The 19,277-nt window shown below is 70.5% G+C and carries 17 protein-coding genes; 9 read left to right on the top strand and 8 right to left on the bottom strand.

Annotated elements, in window-relative coordinates:
* The first annotated feature begins 5 nt into the window (after positions 1-5).
* From ABFX50_RS06435 to ABFX50_RS06460, 6 genes are all read left to right on the top strand, one after another.
* Entirely contained in the window at positions 6-2,507 is a 2,502-nt protein-coding gene (locus tag ABFX50_RS06435) for an FtsK/SpoIIIE family DNA translocase (RefSeq protein ID WP_346144129.1), read from the top strand.
* A gap of 77 nt (positions 2,508-2,584) precedes the next feature.
* Positions 2,585-3,355, top strand: coding sequence for a helix-turn-helix domain-containing protein (locus ABFX50_RS06440; protein ID WP_346144131.1), 771 nt, complete (start codon positions 2,585-2,587; stop codon positions 3,353-3,355).
* A gap of 56 nt (positions 3,356-3,411) precedes the next feature.
* On the top strand, positions 3,412-4,821 hold the full coding sequence (rimO, locus tag ABFX50_RS06445; RefSeq protein WP_183657502.1) for a 30S ribosomal protein S12 methylthiotransferase RimO: 1,410 nt from the start codon (positions 3,412-3,414) through the stop codon (positions 4,819-4,821).
* Positions 4,818-5,390 carry a CDP-diacylglycerol--glycerol-3-phosphate 3-phosphatidyltransferase gene (gene pgsA / locus ABFX50_RS06450; RefSeq protein WP_346144133.1) on the top strand — a complete coding sequence of 191 codons (573 nt, stop codon included), beginning with the start codon at positions 4,818-4,820 and terminating at the stop codon, positions 5,388-5,390. Before rimO ends, pgsA begins: the two co-directional genes overlap by 4 nt.
* A 4-nt stretch (positions 5,391-5,394) precedes the next feature.
* Positions 5,395-5,898, top strand: coding sequence for a CinA family protein (locus ABFX50_RS06455; RefSeq protein ID WP_183657508.1), 504 nt, complete (start codon positions 5,395-5,397; stop codon positions 5,896-5,898).
* Between the two features lie 256 nt (positions 5,899-6,154).
* Complete coding sequence (locus ABFX50_RS06460; RefSeq protein ID WP_183660494.1) at positions 6,155-6,511, top strand: helix-turn-helix domain-containing protein; 357 nt, start codon at positions 6,155-6,157, stop codon at positions 6,509-6,511.
* A 13-nt stretch (positions 6,512-6,524) separates the two neighbouring features.
* Here the strand turns inward: ABFX50_RS06460 and ABFX50_RS06465 are convergent, their stop codons facing one another.
* Together ABFX50_RS06465 and ABFX50_RS06470 are read right to left on the bottom strand one after the other, a co-directional pair.
* Positions 6,525-7,304: a DNA-formamidopyrimidine glycosylase family protein gene (locus tag ABFX50_RS06465; protein ID WP_346144136.1), complete on the bottom strand. Its 780-nt coding sequence runs from the start codon at positions 7,302-7,304 to the stop codon at positions 6,525-6,527.
* Positions 7,291-7,878: a TetR/AcrR family transcriptional regulator gene (locus tag ABFX50_RS06470; RefSeq protein ID WP_346144138.1), complete on the bottom strand. Its 588-nt coding sequence runs from the start codon at positions 7,876-7,878 to the stop codon at positions 7,291-7,293. The genes ABFX50_RS06465 and ABFX50_RS06470 overlap by 14 nt, the downstream gene beginning before the upstream one ends.
* A 322-nt stretch (positions 7,879-8,200) precedes the next feature.
* Here ABFX50_RS06470 and ABFX50_RS06475 point away from each other — a divergent pair, with 322 nt between their 5' ends.
* Positions 8,201-9,412 (top strand): MFS transporter, encoded by a 1,212-nt coding sequence (locus tag ABFX50_RS06475; RefSeq protein ID WP_346144140.1) that lies wholly within the window; start codon positions 8,201-8,203, stop codon positions 9,410-9,412.
* Here the strand turns inward: ABFX50_RS06475 and ABFX50_RS06480 are convergent.
* A complete protein-coding gene (locus ABFX50_RS06480) occupies positions 9,343-9,792 on the bottom strand; it encodes an RrF2 family transcriptional regulator (protein WP_183657517.1) in 450 nt (149 codons plus the stop codon). The two genes, ABFX50_RS06475 and ABFX50_RS06480, sit on opposite strands and share 70 nt — an antisense overlap.
* 8 nt (positions 9,793-9,800) lie before the next feature.
* Complete coding sequence (locus ABFX50_RS06485; RefSeq protein ID WP_346144143.1) at positions 9,801-11,810, bottom strand: endonuclease/exonuclease/phosphatase family protein; 2,010 nt, start codon at positions 11,808-11,810, stop codon at positions 9,801-9,803.
* A 52-nt stretch (positions 11,811-11,862) separates the two neighbouring features.
* Between ABFX50_RS06485 and ABFX50_RS06490 the strand changes: the two genes are divergently transcribed.
* Positions 11,863-13,023 (top strand): ROK family transcriptional regulator, encoded by a 1,161-nt coding sequence (locus ABFX50_RS06490; RefSeq protein ID WP_183657523.1) that lies wholly within the window; start codon positions 11,863-11,865, stop codon positions 13,021-13,023.
* Between the two features lie 88 nt (positions 13,024-13,111).
* Here the strand turns inward: ABFX50_RS06490 and ABFX50_RS06495 are convergent, their stop codons facing one another.
* The 4 genes from ABFX50_RS06495 to ABFX50_RS06510 form a co-directional block, all read right to left on the bottom strand.
* Positions 13,112-14,545 (bottom strand): glycoside hydrolase family 3 protein, encoded by a 1,434-nt coding sequence (locus ABFX50_RS06495; protein ID WP_346144145.1) that lies wholly within the window; start codon positions 14,543-14,545, stop codon positions 13,112-13,114.
* A 216-nt stretch (positions 14,546-14,761) separates the two neighbouring features.
* Positions 14,762-15,613 (bottom strand): carbohydrate ABC transporter permease, encoded by an 852-nt coding sequence (locus ABFX50_RS06500; RefSeq protein WP_346130373.1) that lies wholly within the window; start codon positions 15,611-15,613, stop codon positions 14,762-14,764.
* Positions 15,610-16,617: a carbohydrate ABC transporter permease gene (locus ABFX50_RS06505; RefSeq protein WP_346144147.1), complete on the bottom strand. Its 1,008-nt coding sequence runs from the start codon at positions 16,615-16,617 to the stop codon at positions 15,610-15,612. Before ABFX50_RS06505 ends, ABFX50_RS06500 begins: the two co-directional genes overlap by 4 nt.
* Positions 16,618-16,619: 2 nt before the next feature.
* Complete coding sequence (locus ABFX50_RS06510; protein ID WP_346144149.1) at positions 16,620-17,951, bottom strand: extracellular solute-binding protein; 1,332 nt, start codon at positions 17,949-17,951, stop codon at positions 16,620-16,622.
* 165 nt (positions 17,952-18,116) lie between these two features.
* On the opposite strand from ABFX50_RS06510, the gene ABFX50_RS06515 reads away from it, so the two are divergent.
* Complete coding sequence (locus tag ABFX50_RS06515; protein ID WP_346144151.1) at positions 18,117-19,277, top strand: ROK family transcriptional regulator; 1,161 nt, start codon at positions 18,117-18,119, stop codon at positions 19,275-19,277.

The raw sequence follows: 19,277 nt of genomic DNA on the forward strand, positions 1-19,277 counted from the left end.
GCATCATGGCCACCCGTACGCCGAAAAGCGCATCGAAGGGGCCGGCGAAGCGGTCGACCTCGTCACGCTCGACTCCGGCCAAGCGGACGACCGCCCAGTCCTCCGCGAGAACCAAGGCGAAGACGACGGCGTCGGCCCGCAGACCCCCCGCCACCCACCAGGACCCGATCAGCTGGGTCTTCACCATGATCGGCAAGCTGATCGTGGGGCTGTGGATGCTGGTGGCCAACGGCATAGGAGGAGCCGCCAGAGCCCTGGGCAACCAGGCGCGCGAACTCGACCCCGTGCACCGACGCGACGGCGTGGGGCTGGCGGTGCTGGCCGGCGCCATCGTGCTGGCCGCCATGACCTGGCGACAGTCCAGGGGCGCGGTCTCCGAGGTCGTCAACGCCGTCGCGCACGGCGTGTTCGGCTCGCTGGCGTGGGCGATCCCGCTGCTGCTCGGCCTGCTGGCCTGGCGCTTCCTGCGTCATCCCGACCAGAACGCCGACACCGGCCGCATGGTGATCGGCTGGGGCGCGCTGCTGACCGGCGTGCTCGGCGTCATCCACGTGGTCAACGACGTGCCGTACCCGGCGGGTGACTCCACCGACGGCATGGACAAGGTGTCGGCCGCCGGTGGCATGGTCGGCTTCATCGTCTCGGCCCCGCCCGCCAGCATCCTGCCCGCGTGGGTGACGATCCCGCTGCTGCTGCTCCTGTCGGGATTCGGCGTGCTCGTGATCACCGCGACGCCCGTGCACAGGATCCCCGAGCGGCTGGGCGAGCTGCGGCACATGCTGTTCGAGAAGAGCGGCACGCCCAAGCAGGGCGACCAGGTCAGGAAGCGGGTCAGGAGCAAGAAGCCCGACCTGCCCGACGGCGTGAAGCCGTACGACACACCGGTGATCGCCGAGAAGGACAAGCACTCTCCCGAGATCGTGCCCGGCCTGGTGGACGACGAGCCGCAGGAGGCCCCCGAGCCGCCGAAGCCGGTCGTGGCCGCGGCGCCCGAGCCGACTCCCGCGCCGCGCAAGGTCGAGCAGCTGGTGCTGTCGCCGCAGGCGGGGCCGTACATCCTGCCCGACCTGCAGTCGCTGAGCGCCGGCAGCGCGCCCAAGCAGGAGACCAAGGCGAACAAGACGGTGGTCAACGCGCTGACCAGCGTGCTGGAGCAGTTCACCATCGACGCGCAGGTGATCGGCTTCACCAGAGGGCCGACCGTCACGCGCTACGAGATCGAGCTCGGCCCCGCGGTGAAGGTGGAGAAGGTCACCGCGCTCACCAAGAACATCGCCTACGCGGTCAAGTCGGCCGACGTGCGCATCCTCTCCCCGATCCCCGGCAAGTCGGCGATCGGGGTCGAGATCCCGAACGCGGACAAGGACCTGGTGGCGCTCGGCGACGTGCTGCGCTCGCAGGTCGCGCAGGCCGACCACCACCCGATGATCGTCGGGCTCGGCAAGGACGTCGAGGGCCGCACCATCGTGGCGAACCTGGCCAAGATGCCGCACCTGCTCATCGCGGGCGCGACGGGCGCGGGCAAGTCCGTCTGCGTCAACGGCCTGATCACCTCGATCCTGCTGCGCGCCACGCCCGACGAGGTGCGCATGGTGCTGGTCGACCCCAAGCGCGTGGAGCTGTCGGTCTACGAGGGCATCCCCCACCTGATCACCCCGATCATCACCAACCCGAAGAAGGCCGCCGAGGCCCTCGAGTGGGTGGTGGGGGAGATGGACCGCCGCTACGACGACCTGGCCGCCAGCGGCTTCAGGCACGTGGACGAGTTCAACAAGGCGGTGCGCGCGGGCAAGCTGGTGCCGCCGCCCGGCAGCGAGCGGGTCTACCAGCCCTACCCCTACCTGCTGGTGATCGTCGACGAGCTGTCCGACCTCATGATGGTCGCCCCCCGCGACGTGGAGGACTCCATCGTCCGCATCACCCAGCTGGCCCGCGCGGCCGGCATCCACCTGGTGATCGCCACCCAGCGGCCCTCGGTGGACGTGGTCACCGGTCTGATCAAGGCCAACGTCCCCTCCCGCCTGGCCTTCGCCGTCTCCAGCCTCACCGACTCACGGGTCATCCTCGACCAGCCAGGCGCCGACAAGCTGATCGGCCAGGGCGACGCGCTGTTCCTGCCGATGGGCGCCAGCAAGCCGATCCGCCTGCAGAACGCCTTCGTCTCCGAGAAGGAGATCGCCGGGATCGTCGCGCACTGCAAGCAGCAGATGCAGGCCGAGTACCGCGACGACGTGGCGGCGGTCGCGGTCAAGAAGGAGATCGACGAGGAGATCGGCGACGACCTCGACGTGCTCATCCAGGCCGCCGAGCTGATCGTCACCACCCAGTTCGGCTCCACCTCGATGCTGCAGCGCAAGCTCAGGGTCGGCTTCGCCAAGGCGGGCAGGCTGATGGACCTGCTGGAGTCGCGTGGCGTGGTCGGGCCGAGCGAGGGATCCAAGGCTCGCGAGGTGCTGCTGAAGCCCGACGATCTGCCCGGACTGCTGGCCGACTTGCGCGGGGAGTGACCCCTGCGCACCCTTGCCCCCGGTTACTGATTGAATATGGGTAACTACGCAACGTCGGGGGCGGGGAGGCGTTCGTCGTGAACGAACAGACCATCGGAACGGTGCTGGCCGAGGCCAGGCACGCGGCAGGGCTGACTGTCGCGCAGCTGAGCGGCGTCACGAAGATTCGTGAGGCGCTGCTGTACGCCATCGAGCGGGACGACTTCTCACTGTGCGGGGGCGATTTCTACATCAGGGGCCACATCAAGGCCATCTCCAAGGCGGTCGGGCTCGATCCCGAGGCCATGGTCCATCTCTACAACGAACAGCACGGCGGGCTGCCGAGGCCGGTGAAGGCCGCGACCGTCTTCCAGAGCAGCAAGGGCGTCAAGCTGCGCGAGCGCGGCTCGCCCAACTGGACCATGGCGCTGGGCGTCGCGCTGGCCATCGTGGTCGTCTTCGGGGTCGTCAAGGTCATGGGCGGCACGGGGCAGATCCCCACGGCCGAGATCACACCCGTGTCCTCCTCGGGGCCTACCGTGCCGCCGAACGCGCCCATCCGGCCTGCTCCGGCGCGCCGTACGGCGGCGCAGTCGACGCAGAACGACAGCGACCTCGTCGTGGTGAAGGTGAAGGCGAACCGCTCGTCCTACATCAACGTGCGCGACTCGGAGGGCAAGCGCCTCTTCGCCGGCACGCTGAGGGCGGGCAGCAGCGACACCTGGACGGCCAAGGCGGGGCTCAATCTGGTGCTGCGTGACGCGGGGGCGGTCTCGCTGCAGGTCAACGGAAGGAACCTGGGCACACCGGGAGCCAGCGGCGAGTTGGTCAGGCGCTCCTACGGTCCGGCGACGCCTCGTCCGAGGTGACTAGTGCGGGGGAGGTGCGACGGTAGTGGCCAAGTGCCGATACCGTAGTGTCCACCATGTCATCCCGCCGAACCGTATCGCTGATCACTCTGGGCTGCGCGCGCAACGAGGTCGACTCCGAGGAGCTCGCCGCGCGACTTGACGCTGCCGGTTGGCAGCTGGGTGACGACGACCCAGACGTCGTCGTCGTCAACACCTGCGGCTTCATCGACTCGGCGAAGAAGGACTCCATCGACACGCTGCTGGCCGCGGCGGACTCGGGCGCCAAGGTGGTCGCCGCGGGCTGCATGGCCGAGCGCTATGGCAACGAGCTGGCCGAGGCGTTGCCCGAGGCCAGCGCGGTCATCTCCTTCGACGACTACACCGAGATCGGCGAGCGCCTCGACGACGTGCTCGCCGGCAAGGCGCTCAAGCCGCACACGCCGCGCGACCGCCGCACGCTGCTGCCCATCTCGCCCGTCGAGCGCGCCTCAGCCGCCAAGACCAACATCCCGGGCCATGGCGACCTGCCGGCGGGCCTGGCGCCGGCCAGCGGTCCTCGCGTGCTGCGCAAGCGGCTCGACGAGAGCCCTGTGGCCTCGCTGAAGCTGGCCTCGGGCTGCGACCGCCGCTGCTCGTTCTGCGCCATCCCCGCCTTCCGCGGCGCCTACGTCTCGCGTGCGCCCGAGGAGCTGCTCGCCGAGGCCGACTGGCTGGCCCACCGCGGGGTCAGGGAGCTGGTCCTCGTGAGCGAGAACTCCACCTCCTACGGCAAGGACCTGGGCGACCTGCGCGCCCTGGAGAAGCTGCTGCCGCAGCTGGCCGCCGTCGAGGGCATCGAGCGGGTGCGCGCCAGCTACCTGCAGCCCGCCGAGCTGCGCCCCGGGCTGCTCGACGTCATCGCCGCCAGCGAGGGCATCGCGCCCTACTTCGACCTGTCCTTCCAGCACGCCAGCGGCACCGTGCTGCGCAGGATGCGGCGCTTCGGCGACCCCGAGCGCTTCCTCGGCCTGCTGGAGCAGATCAGGGCCAAGGCTCCAGAGGCGGGCGTGCGCTCCAACTTCATCGTGGGCTTCCCCGGCGAGACCGACGAGGAGTTCGGCGAGCTGGTCGGCTTCCTCGAGGAGGCCAGGCTCGACGTCATCGGCGTCTTCGGCTACTCCGACGAGGACGGCACCGAGGCGGCGACCTTCGAGTCGAAGGTGGCGCAGGAAGTCGTCGACGAGCGGGTGCGCATCCTGACCGAGCTGGCCGAGGAGCTGACCTCCCAGCGTGCGGAGGAGCGCATCGGCACCGAGGTCGACGTGCTGATCGACGAGGACCTCGGCGACGGCGGCTACGAGGGCAGGGCCGCCCACCAGGGCCCCGAGGTCGACGGCTCCGTCACCGTGCAGGGCATCGGTCTGGTTCCCGGCCAGATCGTCAGGGCGGTCGTGATGGACGCCGAGGGGGTCGATCTGATCGCCCGGATCAAGGCCGGTCCATGACCCCTGACGAGCGCCGCGTGGTAAGTCCGTGGAACATCGCCAACGTCCTCACGGTCCTACGGTTGGCGCTCGTCCCCTTCTTCGTGATCTGCCTGTTCCTGCCGGGCGACGCGTGGCGGGTGGCCGCCCTTGTCGTGTTCGGCGTGGCTTCGCTCACTGACCATCTGGACGGCGAGCTGGCCAGGCGTTACCACCTGATCACCGATTTCGGGAAGATCGCCGACCCGATCGCCGACAAGGCGCTCACCGGCGCGGCGCTGGTGAGCCTGTCGGTACTCCAGGAGCTGCCCTGGTGGGTCACGCTCGTGATCCTCGCCCGCGAGCTCGGCATCACGGCGCTGCGGTTCGTGGTGATCAGACACGGGGTCATACCGGCCAGCTACGGCGGCAAGGTCAAGACCGCCCTGCAGATCGCCGCGATCGTGCTCTATCTGCTGCCCGGGGTGCCGGACGTGCTGCGCTGGGTGGTCATGGGGGCCGCGCTGGTCGTGACGGTCGTCACGGGAGCCGACTACGTCGTCCGCGCGATCAGGCTGAGGCAGGTGGCCAAGCGGGCCAGAGCGGAGTGAGCCGATGAGAACCGACGTGCTCGGCGCTGAAGGCGTGATCCGTCTCCTGATCGGCCAGGGCGCGACGCTCGCGGTGGCCGAGTCGCTCACCGGCGGTCTGCTCGGGGCGACCTTCACCGCGATGGGCGGCGCCTCCGCGGCCTTCAGAGGGGGCGTCATCTCCTACGCCACCGATCTGAAGCGCGAGCTGCTGGCCGTACCGGGAGAGCTGCTCGAGAGGGAAGGGGCGGTGCACCCCGAGGTGGCCGCGGCGATGGCGCGGGGGGTGGCCAGGCTCTGCGGCGCCACGTACGGCCTGGCGGTCACCGGGGTGGCAGGGCCCGACCCGCAGGACGGGAAGCCGGTCGGCACCGTTCACGTGGCGCTGAGCGGCCCTGAGGGCCAGATCTGGCACCGTGAACTGGCTCGCGGAGGGTCGCGAGGACGCATCAGGGAGAGGACCGTGGACGAGGCTGTAGATCTCCTCGCAGGTGTGCTGAAGGCGAACATGGGGGAACATTCCGGGTGATTACCGTGTTACGTCCCGAGCGAACATGCGAACCACGGTCTGACGCGGTGTCGGTGGATACGGGTACGGTGGAGCTGTGAGTGAGGTCCGTGAGCCATCTGCAAGCCCCGCGAGCCAGGCTGGCGGGCCCAACGATCCGCGCAGGCGCCCGATGATGACGGCGAGGAGTATGTACGAAGCGAAGAAGAAAAACGGGCGGCACGATCCGATCGCGCATGGCACGGTGAAGACCACCGCGCCGGGGAGGGAGCGACAGATGATTCTGCTGCGTCAGCTTCTTGGAGACGTTCTGAGGCGGCTGCGGGTGCGGCAGGGACGCACCCTTCGCGAGGTGTCGACGCTGGCGCGCGTGTCTTTGGGCTACCTGTCCGAGGTGGAGCGTGGTCAGAAGGAGGCATCCTCCGAGTTGCTTGCCTCGATCTGTGGTGCTTTGGGTGTCCCCCTGTCGCAGGTGTTGCGTGAGGTTTCCGACCAGTTCGCGCTGGCGGAGCTCCAGGCCGCTCCTGTGCTCGCGGACGTTCCCGAGCGCGAGCGCCTGCCGCTGTCGGAGACAGTGCCAGGGTCGATCTCCGACTCGGTCTTCCCCGAAGTCAAGGACATGGTCGCGGCCTGACCGCCGGTGGGGCTCAGTCCCGCTGGCAGTGGTCACACCACAGGATGAGGCGTTCCTGCGGTCGTGACCCCATTTCTCCTCGCCTGATGCGAGATCCGCATCGGCGGCAGGGTCTGCCCGCCCTGCCATAAACCCACGTCTCGTAGCCACGGCGGCGATCACCCGTGGTGACCGTGCTCGCGTGGTGCTTGTTGGCCTCCAGCAGCCGCCGCGCCAGCGAGACCAGGCCGTCGAGGTCATCGATGCCCCCGACGGGACGCCAGGGCGACACTCCCCTGAGAAACAGTGTCTCGGCGCGGTAGATCGTGCCTATCCCTGCGAGATTGCGCTGGTCGAGCAGCGCCTCCCCGATCGTCGTGTCCTGATGCTCCCGCAGCCGCCGTACCGCCTCCACCTGATCCCAGCCAGGGCCGAGCAGATCGGGGCCGAGGTGGCCGATCACCGTGTCCTCCCTCTCGGTGCTGAGCAGATCCACCATGCCCAGCCTGACGCCCACGGCCTGCCACTCGGCGTTGGCCAGCACGAGCCTGACCAGGTCACCGCCCGGCATGCGGCGGCCCTCCGGCATGACCACCCAGCGGCCGTCCATGCGCAGGTGCGTGTGGATCGTCAGGCCGCCCTCGACCCTGGTGAGCAGGTGCTTGCCGTACGAGGTGGTCTCCAGGACCGTACGGCCGGTCAGGTCGACGGTGGCGTGGCGCGGCACCCGGAAATCGGACCTGGTCAGCGCGCGGCCGTCGAGCGCCTCCCGCAGCCGTCGCGCGGTCCTGTAGACGGCGTCACCCTCGGGCATGCGCGCTCACCCACGTGTCCACGAGCGCGGTGAGCTCGTCGAGGGCTGCCTCCACCCTCGGACGGTCCCCGGTCGTGAGGAAGTCGTTCATCAGCCCCGCGTAGGCGGCGTTGACCAGCGTGGAGATGCGCAGCGCGTCGGCCGAGGAGACACCGCGCTCGCACAGCAGCTCGGCCACGAACGCCGACCGGTCGGCCAGCAGTCCTGGCACGTGTCCCGCGAGACGGCCCCCCGCCGCCAGTCCCTCGATCTCGCGGATGAGCCTGGCGACGGGAAGGTTGTCCTCCCGGAGCTGCCAGTCCCATGTGCGCCTGACGATCGTGCCGACGCTGTCGTCGCCCTGCCATCCTGGGAGCTCGCGCAGCCAGGCGCGGTGGCGGGCGTCGAGGCGCTCCATGGTCGCCGACAGGAGTTCGTCCTTGTCGGCGAAGTGGTGGGTGAGAACCCTGGTGCTCTTGCCCAGGTGCTCGGCCAGCGGACGCATGGACAGCGTCGACAGGCCGTGGTCGGCCAGGTAGTCGACGATGGAGTCGAGCAACTCGGCCCGCCGCCGTGGATCCGCCGTCCTCGCCACACCCTCCCCCTTCACCGCACGCCCCCTCGGGCGTTGTGAACTTCCAGTCTCTCGCGCCCCTGGGAAACGCGCGCCCCTGGGAAGTGCACATCCCCGAGAGAACCGTGCCTTCGGGAACGCGCTTGTGAAATCCGCTCCTCCAGGAAGGCCGCTCCTCCAGGAAGGCCGCTCCTCCAGGAAGGCCGCTCCTCCAGGAAGGCCGGACCCCGGGAGGCGAGCCCCCAGGGAGCGGGACTTCGGCAGGGTCTCTCGTTCGCGGAGCAGTATGAGGGTGACGAGTGTTACCTTATAAGGAAACGCTCGTTACCCTTATGGAGGCATCATGGGCCGCGCCTGGCCGGCGGCGTTGGTTTTCACCACGTTCACCTTCGCCACCGACGACTACGTGGTGGCCGGGGTGCTGCCTGAGATCGCCGCCGCCCTCAGGGTGAGCGAGGCGGCGGCCGGTCAGCTGGTCACCGCCTTCTCCCTGGCCTTCGCGCTGGCCGCGCCCGTCGCCTCGGTCGTGACCGCCACCTGGCCGCGCAGGAGGCTGATGTTCTGGGCGCTGCTGGTGTTCACGGGGGCCAACGGCGCGGCCGCCCTCGCCACGTCGTACGCCGCCCTGATGGGGCTCAGGGTCCTGGCGGCGCTGGCGGCGGCCGCCGTCGTGCCCGCGGCGTACGCGATCGCCACCTCCCTGGCCCCCGAGGGCAGGCAGGGCCGCTATCTGGCGCTGGTGATGGGCGGACTCACCGGTTCACTCGTGCTCGGCGTGCCGATCGGGACCTGGGTCGGCGGCGCGTACGGCTGGCAGGCAACTTTCGCACTCGGCGCGCTGATGGGCCTGATCTCGCTGGTGGCGGTGATGGCGACGCTGCCCGACGCGCCCGCTCAGCCCGCCATGCCGATCAGGGCCCGCCTCGCGCCGCTCGGTAGGGCGCCCGTGCTCGCGGGGCTGTTCGGCGTGACGGCCATCGTCCTCGGCAGCATGATGGTCATGACCTACCTCGCGCCCTTCCTCCGCGACCTGGCGGGCACCGGCCCCGCCGAGCTCGGCGCGGTGTTCGCGGTCGCGGGCGTGGCGGGACTCGCCGGTGGGCAGCTCGGCGGCAGGGCCGCCGACAGGTGGGGCGCCGACAGGGCGCTCCTCGCCGGGGTCACGGCGTTCACCGTCGTGATGGCCGCGTTCGTCGCCTGCTGGCTGCTGCGCCCGCTGCCGCTGCTCGGGCTGCTGCCGCTGCTGCTGGTGTGGGCCGTCGCCTCGTGGTGGATCCCGCCGCCCGCGCAGTCGCGCCTGCTGGCGCTGGCGGGAGAGGCGGGACCGCAGGCGCTCGCGCTCAACAGCAGCGCCGTGTACGTGGGGGTGTCGGCGGGCGGCGCCCTGGGCGGCCTGCTGATCGAGGGGTACGGCCCCGGCGCGCTGCCAGTCGGCGCCGCCGTCGCGGAGCTCGTGGCGTTGCTGTCGTTCTGGTGGGCGAGCCGTCAGTCCCAGGCGGCCGGGTCGGCGGCGAGCGAGCGGACCCGCTCGGGCAGCGCGCCGGTGGCGACCTGATCGAGCGTGACCTCCTCCAGGATGGCCCGCTCGGTGGCGCGCAGGGCGATCCAGACCTGCTGCAGCGACTCGGCGGGCCCCCGGTAGCCCACGTGCTCGGGACGCTCGCCCCTGACGTTGGCCAGCGGGCCGTCGACCGCGCGGATCACGTCGGCCAGCGAGATCTCCGCGGCGGGACGCGCGAGCACGTAGCCGCCCTCAGGCCCTCGCTGCCCGCGTACGAGCCCCGCGCGGCGCATCTGGAGCAGGATGTTCTCCAGGTACTTGGGCGGCATGTCCTGCTCTTTCGCCAGCTCGCCCACGGTGGTCGGGCCGGCGCCTGCTGCGGCGAGTTCAGCGGCGGCACGGAGGGCGTAGTCGACACGAGCGGAAAGGCGCATGTTGTCGATTATCCCTCCTGGTCAACACTGGTTATGCGCAGGGCGGCCATCACGGGCAGATGATCCGAGTACGGCAGGCGCGGCACGTCCGCCGATTCCACCCGCACCCCGCCGGTGACCAGCACATGATCGATGCGCTCCACCGGAGCGTCGGCGGGCGAGGTGGCGGGATTTCCGAGCGCGATCAGCGGGTCCGACAGCCCTGCCGACTCCAGCACCCGCATCTCCGGATCCCCTGGACGGGTGTTGAGATCGCCCGCCAGCACCACAGGACGCCGTCCGCCCGCGGACAGGTCGCGCACGAGCGCGGCGACCTCGGGGGCCTGCCCTGGAGGAGACTGCAGGTGGGTGTTGACGATGCCCACCTCGTTTCCGCCGACCTCGATCACCGCCGTCTGGGCCTGGGCGCCCGTCGGGTAGCCGTGCTTGCCCAGCGGGTGCGAGACGACCTGCCTGACCGGCAGGTTCGTCAGCAGCGCGTCGCCCCACACCTGGTCGGCGGCCGGCGCGAAGTAGGTCCGCAGGCCCAGGCCGCGCGCGATCCTGTCGAGGTCGTCGTGGCCGCCGTTGAGCAGCCAGCCCCTGTCGACCTCGCTGAGCAGTACCACATCGGGGCGCTTGGCCGCGGCCCACGCGGTGATGTCGTCCAGCGAGAGCCTGCCGTCGAGGCCGAAGCCCATCCTGATGTTGTAGGCGAGGAGCGTGAACGACGAACCCTCCTTGGGCTGGACGGCGGGCGCGCTCCGCCACCCGGCCGCCAACGAGAGCCCGGTGAGCACCACGGCCGCGACCACCGGCCGCCACAGACCGGCGAGCCGCCACAGACCGGAGAACTGTGCGGCCGCCCTGCGGGCGAGGGGCTCCGTGGTGCGCAGGGCGGAGGTGACGCCTACGAGGGCCGCGGCGACGGCCACGGCGGTGGCGACGAGGCCGTTGGGGAAACCGAGGTCCAGGTCGTAGGCCGCGTAGTAGCCGAACACGCCGACCAGGAACACCAGCCCGCCGCCCAGCACCCCCGCCCCCGGCCGTACGGCGGGCGGGCCTGGCCGGGCGGTCACGGCCAGCAGGCCGCCGACACTCAGGGGAACGAGTTGGCCGTGTCCGGTGGCGAGCATGAGGACCGTGCCCGCGACGAGGAGGGCGGCCAGGAGCAGGGCGGCTCGCTTCGAGGACACGGGACGGGCCGCGAGCCACACCATGAGCGCCACGCTCAGCCCGAACGACCCGAGCCCCAGCGCAGCCTCGCCCAGGGGCAGGCCGTGCCATGCGGCCGTCGACAGGCCCGCGCTCATGCCGACGAGCAGCAGCGAGGGGCCGAGCAGGAACCACGCGGCTCCCGGGGCGAGCTCCCCCGAGCCTGGGGCGACCTGCGAGAACGGCGAGGGCTCGCGACCGGGGGCGTGACCGCCGGACGCCGCCTGTCCGCCCGCGTCAGACGGGCTCTGCGCCCGAGCGCCGGTTGAAGGGGCCAGCGGGCCGCGGAAGGCGGGGAAGCGGAGGAGTGCCGCCAAGGGGGGAGAGCGGAAGAGCGCCGCGAAGGCGGGAGGGTGGAGAAGGGCCGCGAAGGCGGCGCTCAGGGTCAGGGTGGCGAGCCAGGAGAGGGGACCGTCGCGCCAGACGAGGTCCACGCCGTCGAGCAGCAGGTGGACCGCGACGGCGAACGCCAGACCTGCCGCGATGCCCGTCGGGACGGCCGCGCGGGGGAGGGTACGGCTGCAGCCGTACAGGAAGAAGAGGGCGGCGCTGACACCCACCGAGGCGAGCGCGAGCTGGGGCGTGCCGCCGTCGAAGGCCTGCAGGCCGAGTCGGGCGGCGACGAGGACGGCCGCGCCGCCCAGCAGCGACCAGCGGGGGCGCAGGAGGGGCGCGAGGCAGGGCAGCACGAACCACAGGGCGGCGTAGAGACCCATGAGTTCGGCGGGGGTCTCGCCCGCGCGGCCGAAGAGCGTGATCAGGGAGGGAAGGAAGACGCGCAGCACGTCGATCAGCAGCGCCAGGCCTAAGGCGAGCAGGAGCATGAGCCATCCTCACGTCCTGCGGGTCATCAGGCAAGAGGGCTAAGCTTTGCCCGTGGAGCGACGTCCTGGTGTGCCCAGGTTGCTGAGGGAGATCAACGACCGGGCCGCGCTGGAGTTGCTGCTCGACACCGGGCCGATGACGCGCGGGCAGATCGGTGATCTGACGGGCCTGTCCAAGGTGACCGCCTCCCAGACGCTCGCCAGGCTGGAGGAGCGCGGGCTGGTCGAGGTGGTCGGCGAGCAGGCCGGTGGAAGGGGCCCCAACGCCGCGCTCTACTCGGTGGTGCCCTCCAGCGCCTACGTCGCGGGGCTCGACGTCGGTCCCGAGCTGGTCTCGACCGCGATCGCCGACATCCACGGCCGCACGATCGCCGAGGTGACCGTCGCGCCCAACGGCCACGACGACCCCGTCTCCGTGGTGCACAGCGCGGTCGTCAAGGCCTGTCGCAGCGGCAAGGTGAGCCTGGCCAAGCTGCGCGGCGTGGTGATCGGCACGCCTGGCGTGGTCGACCCCCGCAGCGGCGACGTGCGCTTCTCCTTCGACCTGCCGGGCTGGCACGAAGGCATCCACGAGGCGCTGGCGGGAGACCTCAAGCGCGAGGTCACGATCGAGAACGACGTCAACCTGGCCGCCCTGGCAGAGCGCGCCGCGGGCGCCGCCAAGGGCGTCGACGACTTCGTGCTGCTGTGGGCGGGGCGAGGGCTCGGTCTCGCGGTGATGCTCGGCGGCAAGCTGCACAGGGGGCGGTCGGGCAGCGCGGGCGAGATCGGCTACCTGCCGGTTCCCGGGGTGCCGCTGGCCGAGGACATCAGGGCGGTGCCAGGGCGGCTGCCGTCGCTGGCGGGCGGTCTGCAGTCGCTGGTCAGCGCCGAGGCGGTGGCCGAGCTCGCCAGGGGGTATGGCTACGACGGCGTCGCCCAGGCCGTCGCCGACGGTGCGAGGGGCGAGCCGCTGCTCGACGAGATCGCGCACCGGCTCGCGCTGGGGGTGGCGTCGGTGTGCGTGGTGCTCGACCCCGGGCTCGTCGTCCTGGCCGGTGACGTGGGGAAGGCCGGGGGAGCGGCGCTCACGTCCCGCGTGGAGGAGGCCGTGGTCAGGATCTGCCCGATCAGGCCCGAGGTGGTCACCACCGCGGTGGAGGACAACCCGGTGCTGCGCGGCGCGGTTCTCGCCGCCCTCGACCAGGCCCGCGAGGAGATCTTCGCCTCCTGACCCCGGAGACCCCGAGAATCCGGCCTCCGAGAATCCGGAGATCGTGGACTCCCGGGGTCATCCCCGAGACCGGGGGAGCCGGGGCAGGTCAGGCGGTCAGGAGTTCGACGGCGGCCTGGGCGTTGGCGCGGGCGGCGCCGTACGTCGCGATGTAGGCGGCGCTCTCGGGACGCCAGATCGGCAGCCCCATCTCGATCACCGTGGTGTCGGCTCTCGCCGCGACCAGGCGCGAGACCAGCGTCCTGCTCTCCTCGTAGCGGTGGGCGTCCTTGACGACCACCACCAGCGACCGTCCGGCGGCGCGCTCGAGCAGCGCCTCGGCGTCGGCGTCCGACGGCTTGACGCGCACGGTCTCGGCCGAGGGCAGGGCCAGCCCCCAAGGGACGTCGCCGACGGCGATCGTGGGCGGGGTGTCGATCTCGATCACCAGCGGGTTCAGCAGCGCGGCGGTGGCGCCCGTGACGGTGACCGCCCTGCGGGCCGCGTCCAGGCCGACGACGCTCGCCTCGGCGGCGCCCGCCGTGCCGGAGCCGAACCAGGCACGCAGGTCGGCGACCCTGGCGGCGGCCTCCTCCAGCCGGGACAGCGGCAGCCGTCCTTCGCCCACGGCGGCGACGATCTCCGCGATGATCTGCCTGACGTCGTCGTAGGTCGGCAGCGGGCCCAGGCACAGCAGGTCGGAGCCCGCGGCCAGCGTGCGCACGGCGCCGCCGGCGAGACCGACGCTCTTGGTGATCGCGTGCATGTCGAGCGCGTCGGTGACGACCACGCCGTCGTATCCGAGCTCACCTCTGAGGAGCTCGGTCAGCGCGGCGGCCGAGAGGGTGGCGGGCTGGTCGCCGGTGATCACGGGAACCGCGACGTGCGCGGTCATGACGGACTTGGCGCCCGCCTTGATCGCGGCATGGAACGGCACCAGCTCGCGCTCGCGCAGCACGTCGAGCGGCACGTCGACCACCGGCACCGCCAGGTGGGAGTCCACACGGGTGGCGCCGTGGCCGGGGAAGTGCTTGACGCAGGCGGCGACGTTCACCGACTGCAGGCCCTGGAGGGCGGCGACGGTGTGCCTGGCGACGAGGGCGGCGTCGTTGCCGAACGAACGGGTGCCGATCACCGGGTTGTCGTCGGCGGTGTTGACGTCGGCGTCGGGCGCCATGTCGAGGTTCACGCCGCAGGCGGCCAGCTCGGAGCCGATCGCCCGGTAGACGCGGTGGGTCAGCTCGACGTCGTCCACGGCGCCGAGGGCGGCGTTGCCCGGGTAGGGGCTGCCGATGTGGTAGGCGAGGCGGGTGACGTCGCCGCCCTCCTCGTCCAGCGAGATGACGGGCTCTCCCGCGGCCTTCAGCGCGGTGGTGAGAGCGCTCAGCTGGGCGGGGTCGGCGACGTTGAACCCGAAGAGCGTGACGCCGCCGAGGCCGGCCTCCAGCTCGCGCAGGACCCAGTCCGGGGCCGTGGTGCCCTGGAAGGCGACGAGCAGCGTGCCGGCCGCGAGACGGCGCAGCCCCCGATCACTCTGGCTCATCTTGGAACTCCCCTTTTGGCGGTCGACCCCTCCCGTCTCCCTTGATGGGGCTCTTGCGGGGAGTGGGTGCGAATGGACGGTGGTCTGTGGCAGGGAGCCGGTACGGCCCGCGAGCCCGCGGTCCGGGACGCGGGCCGTACCTCCCTGCAGGTGGGCAGGGCCGGGTACGGCCGCCGCGCGGATGGTGCGGCGGCCGTACGAGCACCTGTGGGTCGGTCAGCCCTTCACGGCGCCGGCCACCAGGCCGGAGACCATGCGGCGCTGGACCAGAAGGAAGAAGATGACGACCGGGATGGTCATCAGCGTCGAGCCGGCCATGATGGCACCCCAGTCGACGCCCTTCTGTCCGAAGAAGTACTGGAGCGCGACCGGCATCGTGTAGCCCTCTGAGCTGGACATCAGGTAGAGCGCGAAGACCAGGTCGTTCCATGCGGTGATGAAGGAGAAGATGCTGGTGGCCACCAGACCGGGGGCGACGAGCGGGAAGAGCACCTTCCAGAAGGTGGTCATCCGGCTGGCGCCGTCGATCCAGGCCGCCTCCTCCAGCGTCTTGGGCACCGCGGCCACGAAGGTCCTCAGCATCCAGATCCCGAAGGGGAGGGTCACCGCCACCTGGGCGACGATGATGCCGAGCAGCTGGTCGCCGAGGCCGACGCGCCTGATCATCACCGAGAGCGGGATGAGCATGGCCTCGGCGGGCAGCATCTGCACCACCAGCAGGGTGATGAGGAAGCTCCCACGGCCCTTGAACCTGAACCTGGCGATGGCCGTCGCCGACAGCAGCGCGAACAGCGAGCCGATCAGCACCGTGCCGAGCGCCACGATCGCGCTGTTGCGCAGGTAGAGCCAGATCGAGTTGTTGGCCACGCCCTCGGTCAGCACCCGCGAGAAGTGCTCGAGGGTGAAGCTGGTCGGGAACGGGATGAACTCGGTGGTGAAGATCTGGTCGTTGGTCTTGAACCCGGTCGAGACCATCCAGTACACCGGGAAGATCGCGTAGAGGAAGACGAGGACTCCGGCGGTGTTCAGCAGGATCCTGCCGAGCCTCTTGCGCTGTGCCGGACTCACATCTCCTCCTGCTTCACGATCTGCCTGACGTAGAACACCGTGATGATCAGCAGGATGATCGTCAGCACGATGGAGATGGCCGCGCCCGTGCCCATCTTGGGCGGCGGCTTGAAGGCCTCGGCCACGGCGTACATCGACAGGTTGAACGCCTCGCGGTTGGTCGGGCCGTTCAGGAGGATGTGCAGCTGCGTGTAGACCTTGAAGTCCCAGATGATGGACAGGACGGTCAGCACGGCGAAGACGGGCTTCAGCAGCGGCAGCGTGATCTTCCTGAAGGTGCGCCAGGCGCCCGATCCGTCGACCCTGGCGGCCTCGTAGAGCTCGTTGGGAATGCCCTTGAGCCCGGCGAGCACGGACACCGCGATGAACGGGAAGCCCGCCCACACCACGCAGAAGACCAGGACGACGTAGACGGTGAACGCGTCGTTCAGCCACGGTTCGCCGGTCCAGTCGGCCCGCCCGAAGAGCGCCTGTGACAGCCAGTCGGGCAGCAGGTTCAGCGCCCAGTTGATGATGCCGGAGTCGGCGTCGAACAACGACCGCCAGATGGCGGCCTGGGCGACCGGCGGGATGGCCCAGGCGAACATGCAGCCGATGACCACGAACAGCGACATCTTCTTGCCCAGCTTGTGCAGCAGGACGCCGACCGCGGTGCCGACCACCAGGGTGAGGGTGACGGCGATCGAGGCGAACACCACGGTGTTGCGCAGCGAGGTCCAGAAGATCTCGGTGGCGAGGACCTTCTCGAAGTTGGCCCATCCGACCCACTCGGCGGCCTTGCCGCGGATCTGGGCGATGCCGAACTTCTGGAAGGAGATGATGACCAGCTGCACCATCGGGTACAGCAGGAGCCCGGCGATCACCAGCAGGCCGGGCACGAGCAGGACGTACGGGATGGCCCAGTTGGGAAGCCCGCTGGCCCTCGGGGGCCCGCCCGGCCGCTTTCGGCGGCGCCCCGGGGCGGAGGAGCCCCCGCCCCGGGCGACCGTGGTCGTGTTCGCCATGACTACTGGTTCAGGATCTCTTCGATTTCCTTGTTGGCGTCAGCGAGAGCCGTGGCTGTGTCCTTCTTGCCCTCGATGACCGCCCTTGCCGCGTTCTGGAGCACGGCCTTGGTCTCGTTGGCCTCGGTCCAGTTCGGGTCGGCGGGGAACGCCTTGGCCTTGGCGAAGGCGCGGGCGAAGGGGCCCTGCACCGGGTCCTCGGCGAGCGCGGCCAGCGTGTCGGGGTAGATGGGCAGCAGGCCGCCTTCCTTGGCGTACCTGTCGGCCCAGGTCTTGCTGGTGGCCAGCTTCAGGTACTCCTTGCCCAGGTCGGCCTGCTGGGTGCTGCCCCAGAGCGCGATGTCGTTACCGCCGAAGAAGGACGGGGCCTCGCCGCCGGCCTTGGCGGGAAGCGGGAAGAAGGCGAGCTTGTCGCCCTTCAGCTTGCCCTTGGAGTCGACCTCGATGCCGGGCAGGTCCCAGCCCGCGGTGAGGTACATGCCGACCTTGTTGTTGGCGAAGCGCTTGCGGATGTCGACCGTGTTCTGGGTCAGGCGCGACTTGCCTGACAGGCCTTCGGTGACCAGGCTGGTGTAGGTCTCGAAGCCCTTGACGAAGGTGGGGTCGCTCACCTTGCCGACCCACTTGTCGCCCTCCTTGACGGCGTACTCGCCGCCCTCGGCCCATGCGAAGGCGCCGAGCAGGTGGTTGGCGTCGGAACCGCCGTTGAAGGCGAAGCCGTCGACGTCGGCGCCCTTCTTGGCCTGGATCTTCTTGGCCGCGGCGACGAGCTCGTCCCAGGTCTTCGGGACCTCGATCTTGAGCTCCTTGAACCAGTCGGCGCGGTAGAGGACCGCGCGCGCACCGGCGCCCCAGGGCAGGCCGTACACCTCGTTGTCAATGGTCTCGAGGCCGAACAGGTTCTTCGGGATCGCGGCCTGGTCGCCCGCGTGCGCGATGTCGGTGATCGGCGCGAGCGCGTCCTGGCTCTGCCACAGCGGCACCTGGTCGTTGCCGATCTCGGTGACGTCGGGGCCCGTGCCGGTCGCGGCGGCGGCGAACTTGTCGTTCACCTGCGGCCAGGGGATCCACTCCAGCTTGACGTCAGCGCCGGTCTGCTTCTTGAACTCGGCGTTCAGCTCTTCCATGTACTTGGCGGCGGCGGGGTTGCTGTCGCCGAGGCGCCACACGGTGAGGGTCTTGCCGGCGTACTTGGGGCCTGCCTCGGAAGCGGCGGCCGAGCCGGAGGCGGCAGGCTCGGCGGTCTTCGTGGGCTCACTCGAGCCACAGGCGGCCAGACCCAGGGCCAGAGCGGCGGTGGTCGCCGTGGCGGCCGTGATCTTCGCGATCTTCACTAGGGTTCTCCCTTCCCGGCTAACGCGTCGGGGGTTGCGCTCATTCGATGCCGTAGAGATCACCGAAGCCTTGATCGCCGGCCTCGGTTGACTGCTGCTAAACTAACAAGAAACTTTCTTAAAAGAAACGGGCGTTAGCGGATCGTGACGAGAGGAGGGGCGTCCATGGCGCGGAACCCGGGAACCCCGCAGTTGTTGCGCAGACTGAACGACCGCACGGCGCTGGAACTCCTTCTTTCCGAGGGGCCACTCACCCGTGCTGAGCTGGGGGAACGCACAGGGCTCTCCAAGGTAACCGCAGGCCAGCTGTTGTCCCGACTGGAGGACAGGGGCCTGGTCGAGGTGGCGGGGCAGCGCGCGGGAGGCAGGGGTCCTCACGCCGCGCTCTATGGCGTCGTTCCCTCCAGCGCGTACGTCGCGGGCCTGGAGGTGCTGCCCGAGAGCATCACCGTGGGTGTGGCCGACATCACAGGGAAAATCGTGGTCGAGGTCACTGTCGACCCCTCCGACGGGCGCGACCCGGTCAGGACGGTGCGCAACGCCGTCCAGAGGGCCTGCGACACCGCCCATATCGGCATGTCCCAGCTGCGCGCCTTCGTCATCGGCACCAGGGGCGTGGTCGATCCGCGCACCGGCGACGTGCGTTTCTCCTATGACCTGCCCACCTGGCACGTCGGCGTGCTGGCCAGCCTTCGCGAGCGGCTCGGCGCCTCGGTCACGATCGAGAACGACGTCAACCTCGTCGCGCTGGCCGAGCACCGCCACGGCGCCGCCGTGGGCCACGACGACTTCGCCGTCGTCTGGGCGGGTGTGGGGCAGGGTCTGGGCGTCATGCTCGGCGGACGCCTGCACAGGGGCATCACCGGCGGCGCGGGCGAGATCGGCTGGCTGCCCGTGCCGGGCGAGCCGCTGCCCGTCGACGTCTCCCACCCGCAGTCGGGCTCCTTCCAGCGCCTGGTCGGCCAGGAGGCGCTGGCCGGCCTGGCCGACATCTACGGCGTCGCGGGCGCCACCGCCGCCGACCAGGTCCGTACGGCCACCGCCACAGGCAACGACGCCTACCTGAAGGAGGTGGCGGGACGGCTGGCCGTCGGGGTGGCCGCCGTCGCCGTGGTGCTCGACCCCGGGCTGATCGTGCTCAGCGGCGACCTCGGCCGCGCGGGAGGCCCCGCCCTTGCCGAGCGGGTGGAGCAGGCCGTCGCCAAGGTGTGCCCGAGCCAGCCGCGCGTGGCCGCCACGGCGGTGGCGGGCAACCCGGTGCTGAGAGGCGCGCTGGTCGCCGCGCTGGAGCAGGCCCGTGAACAGGTTTTCTCTGACACTGTGTGA

It is taken from the genome of Nonomuraea recticatena (assembly GCF_039533245.1).
Taxonomy (GTDB): domain Bacteria; phylum Actinomycetota; class Actinomycetes; order Streptosporangiales; family Streptosporangiaceae; genus Nonomuraea; species Nonomuraea roseola.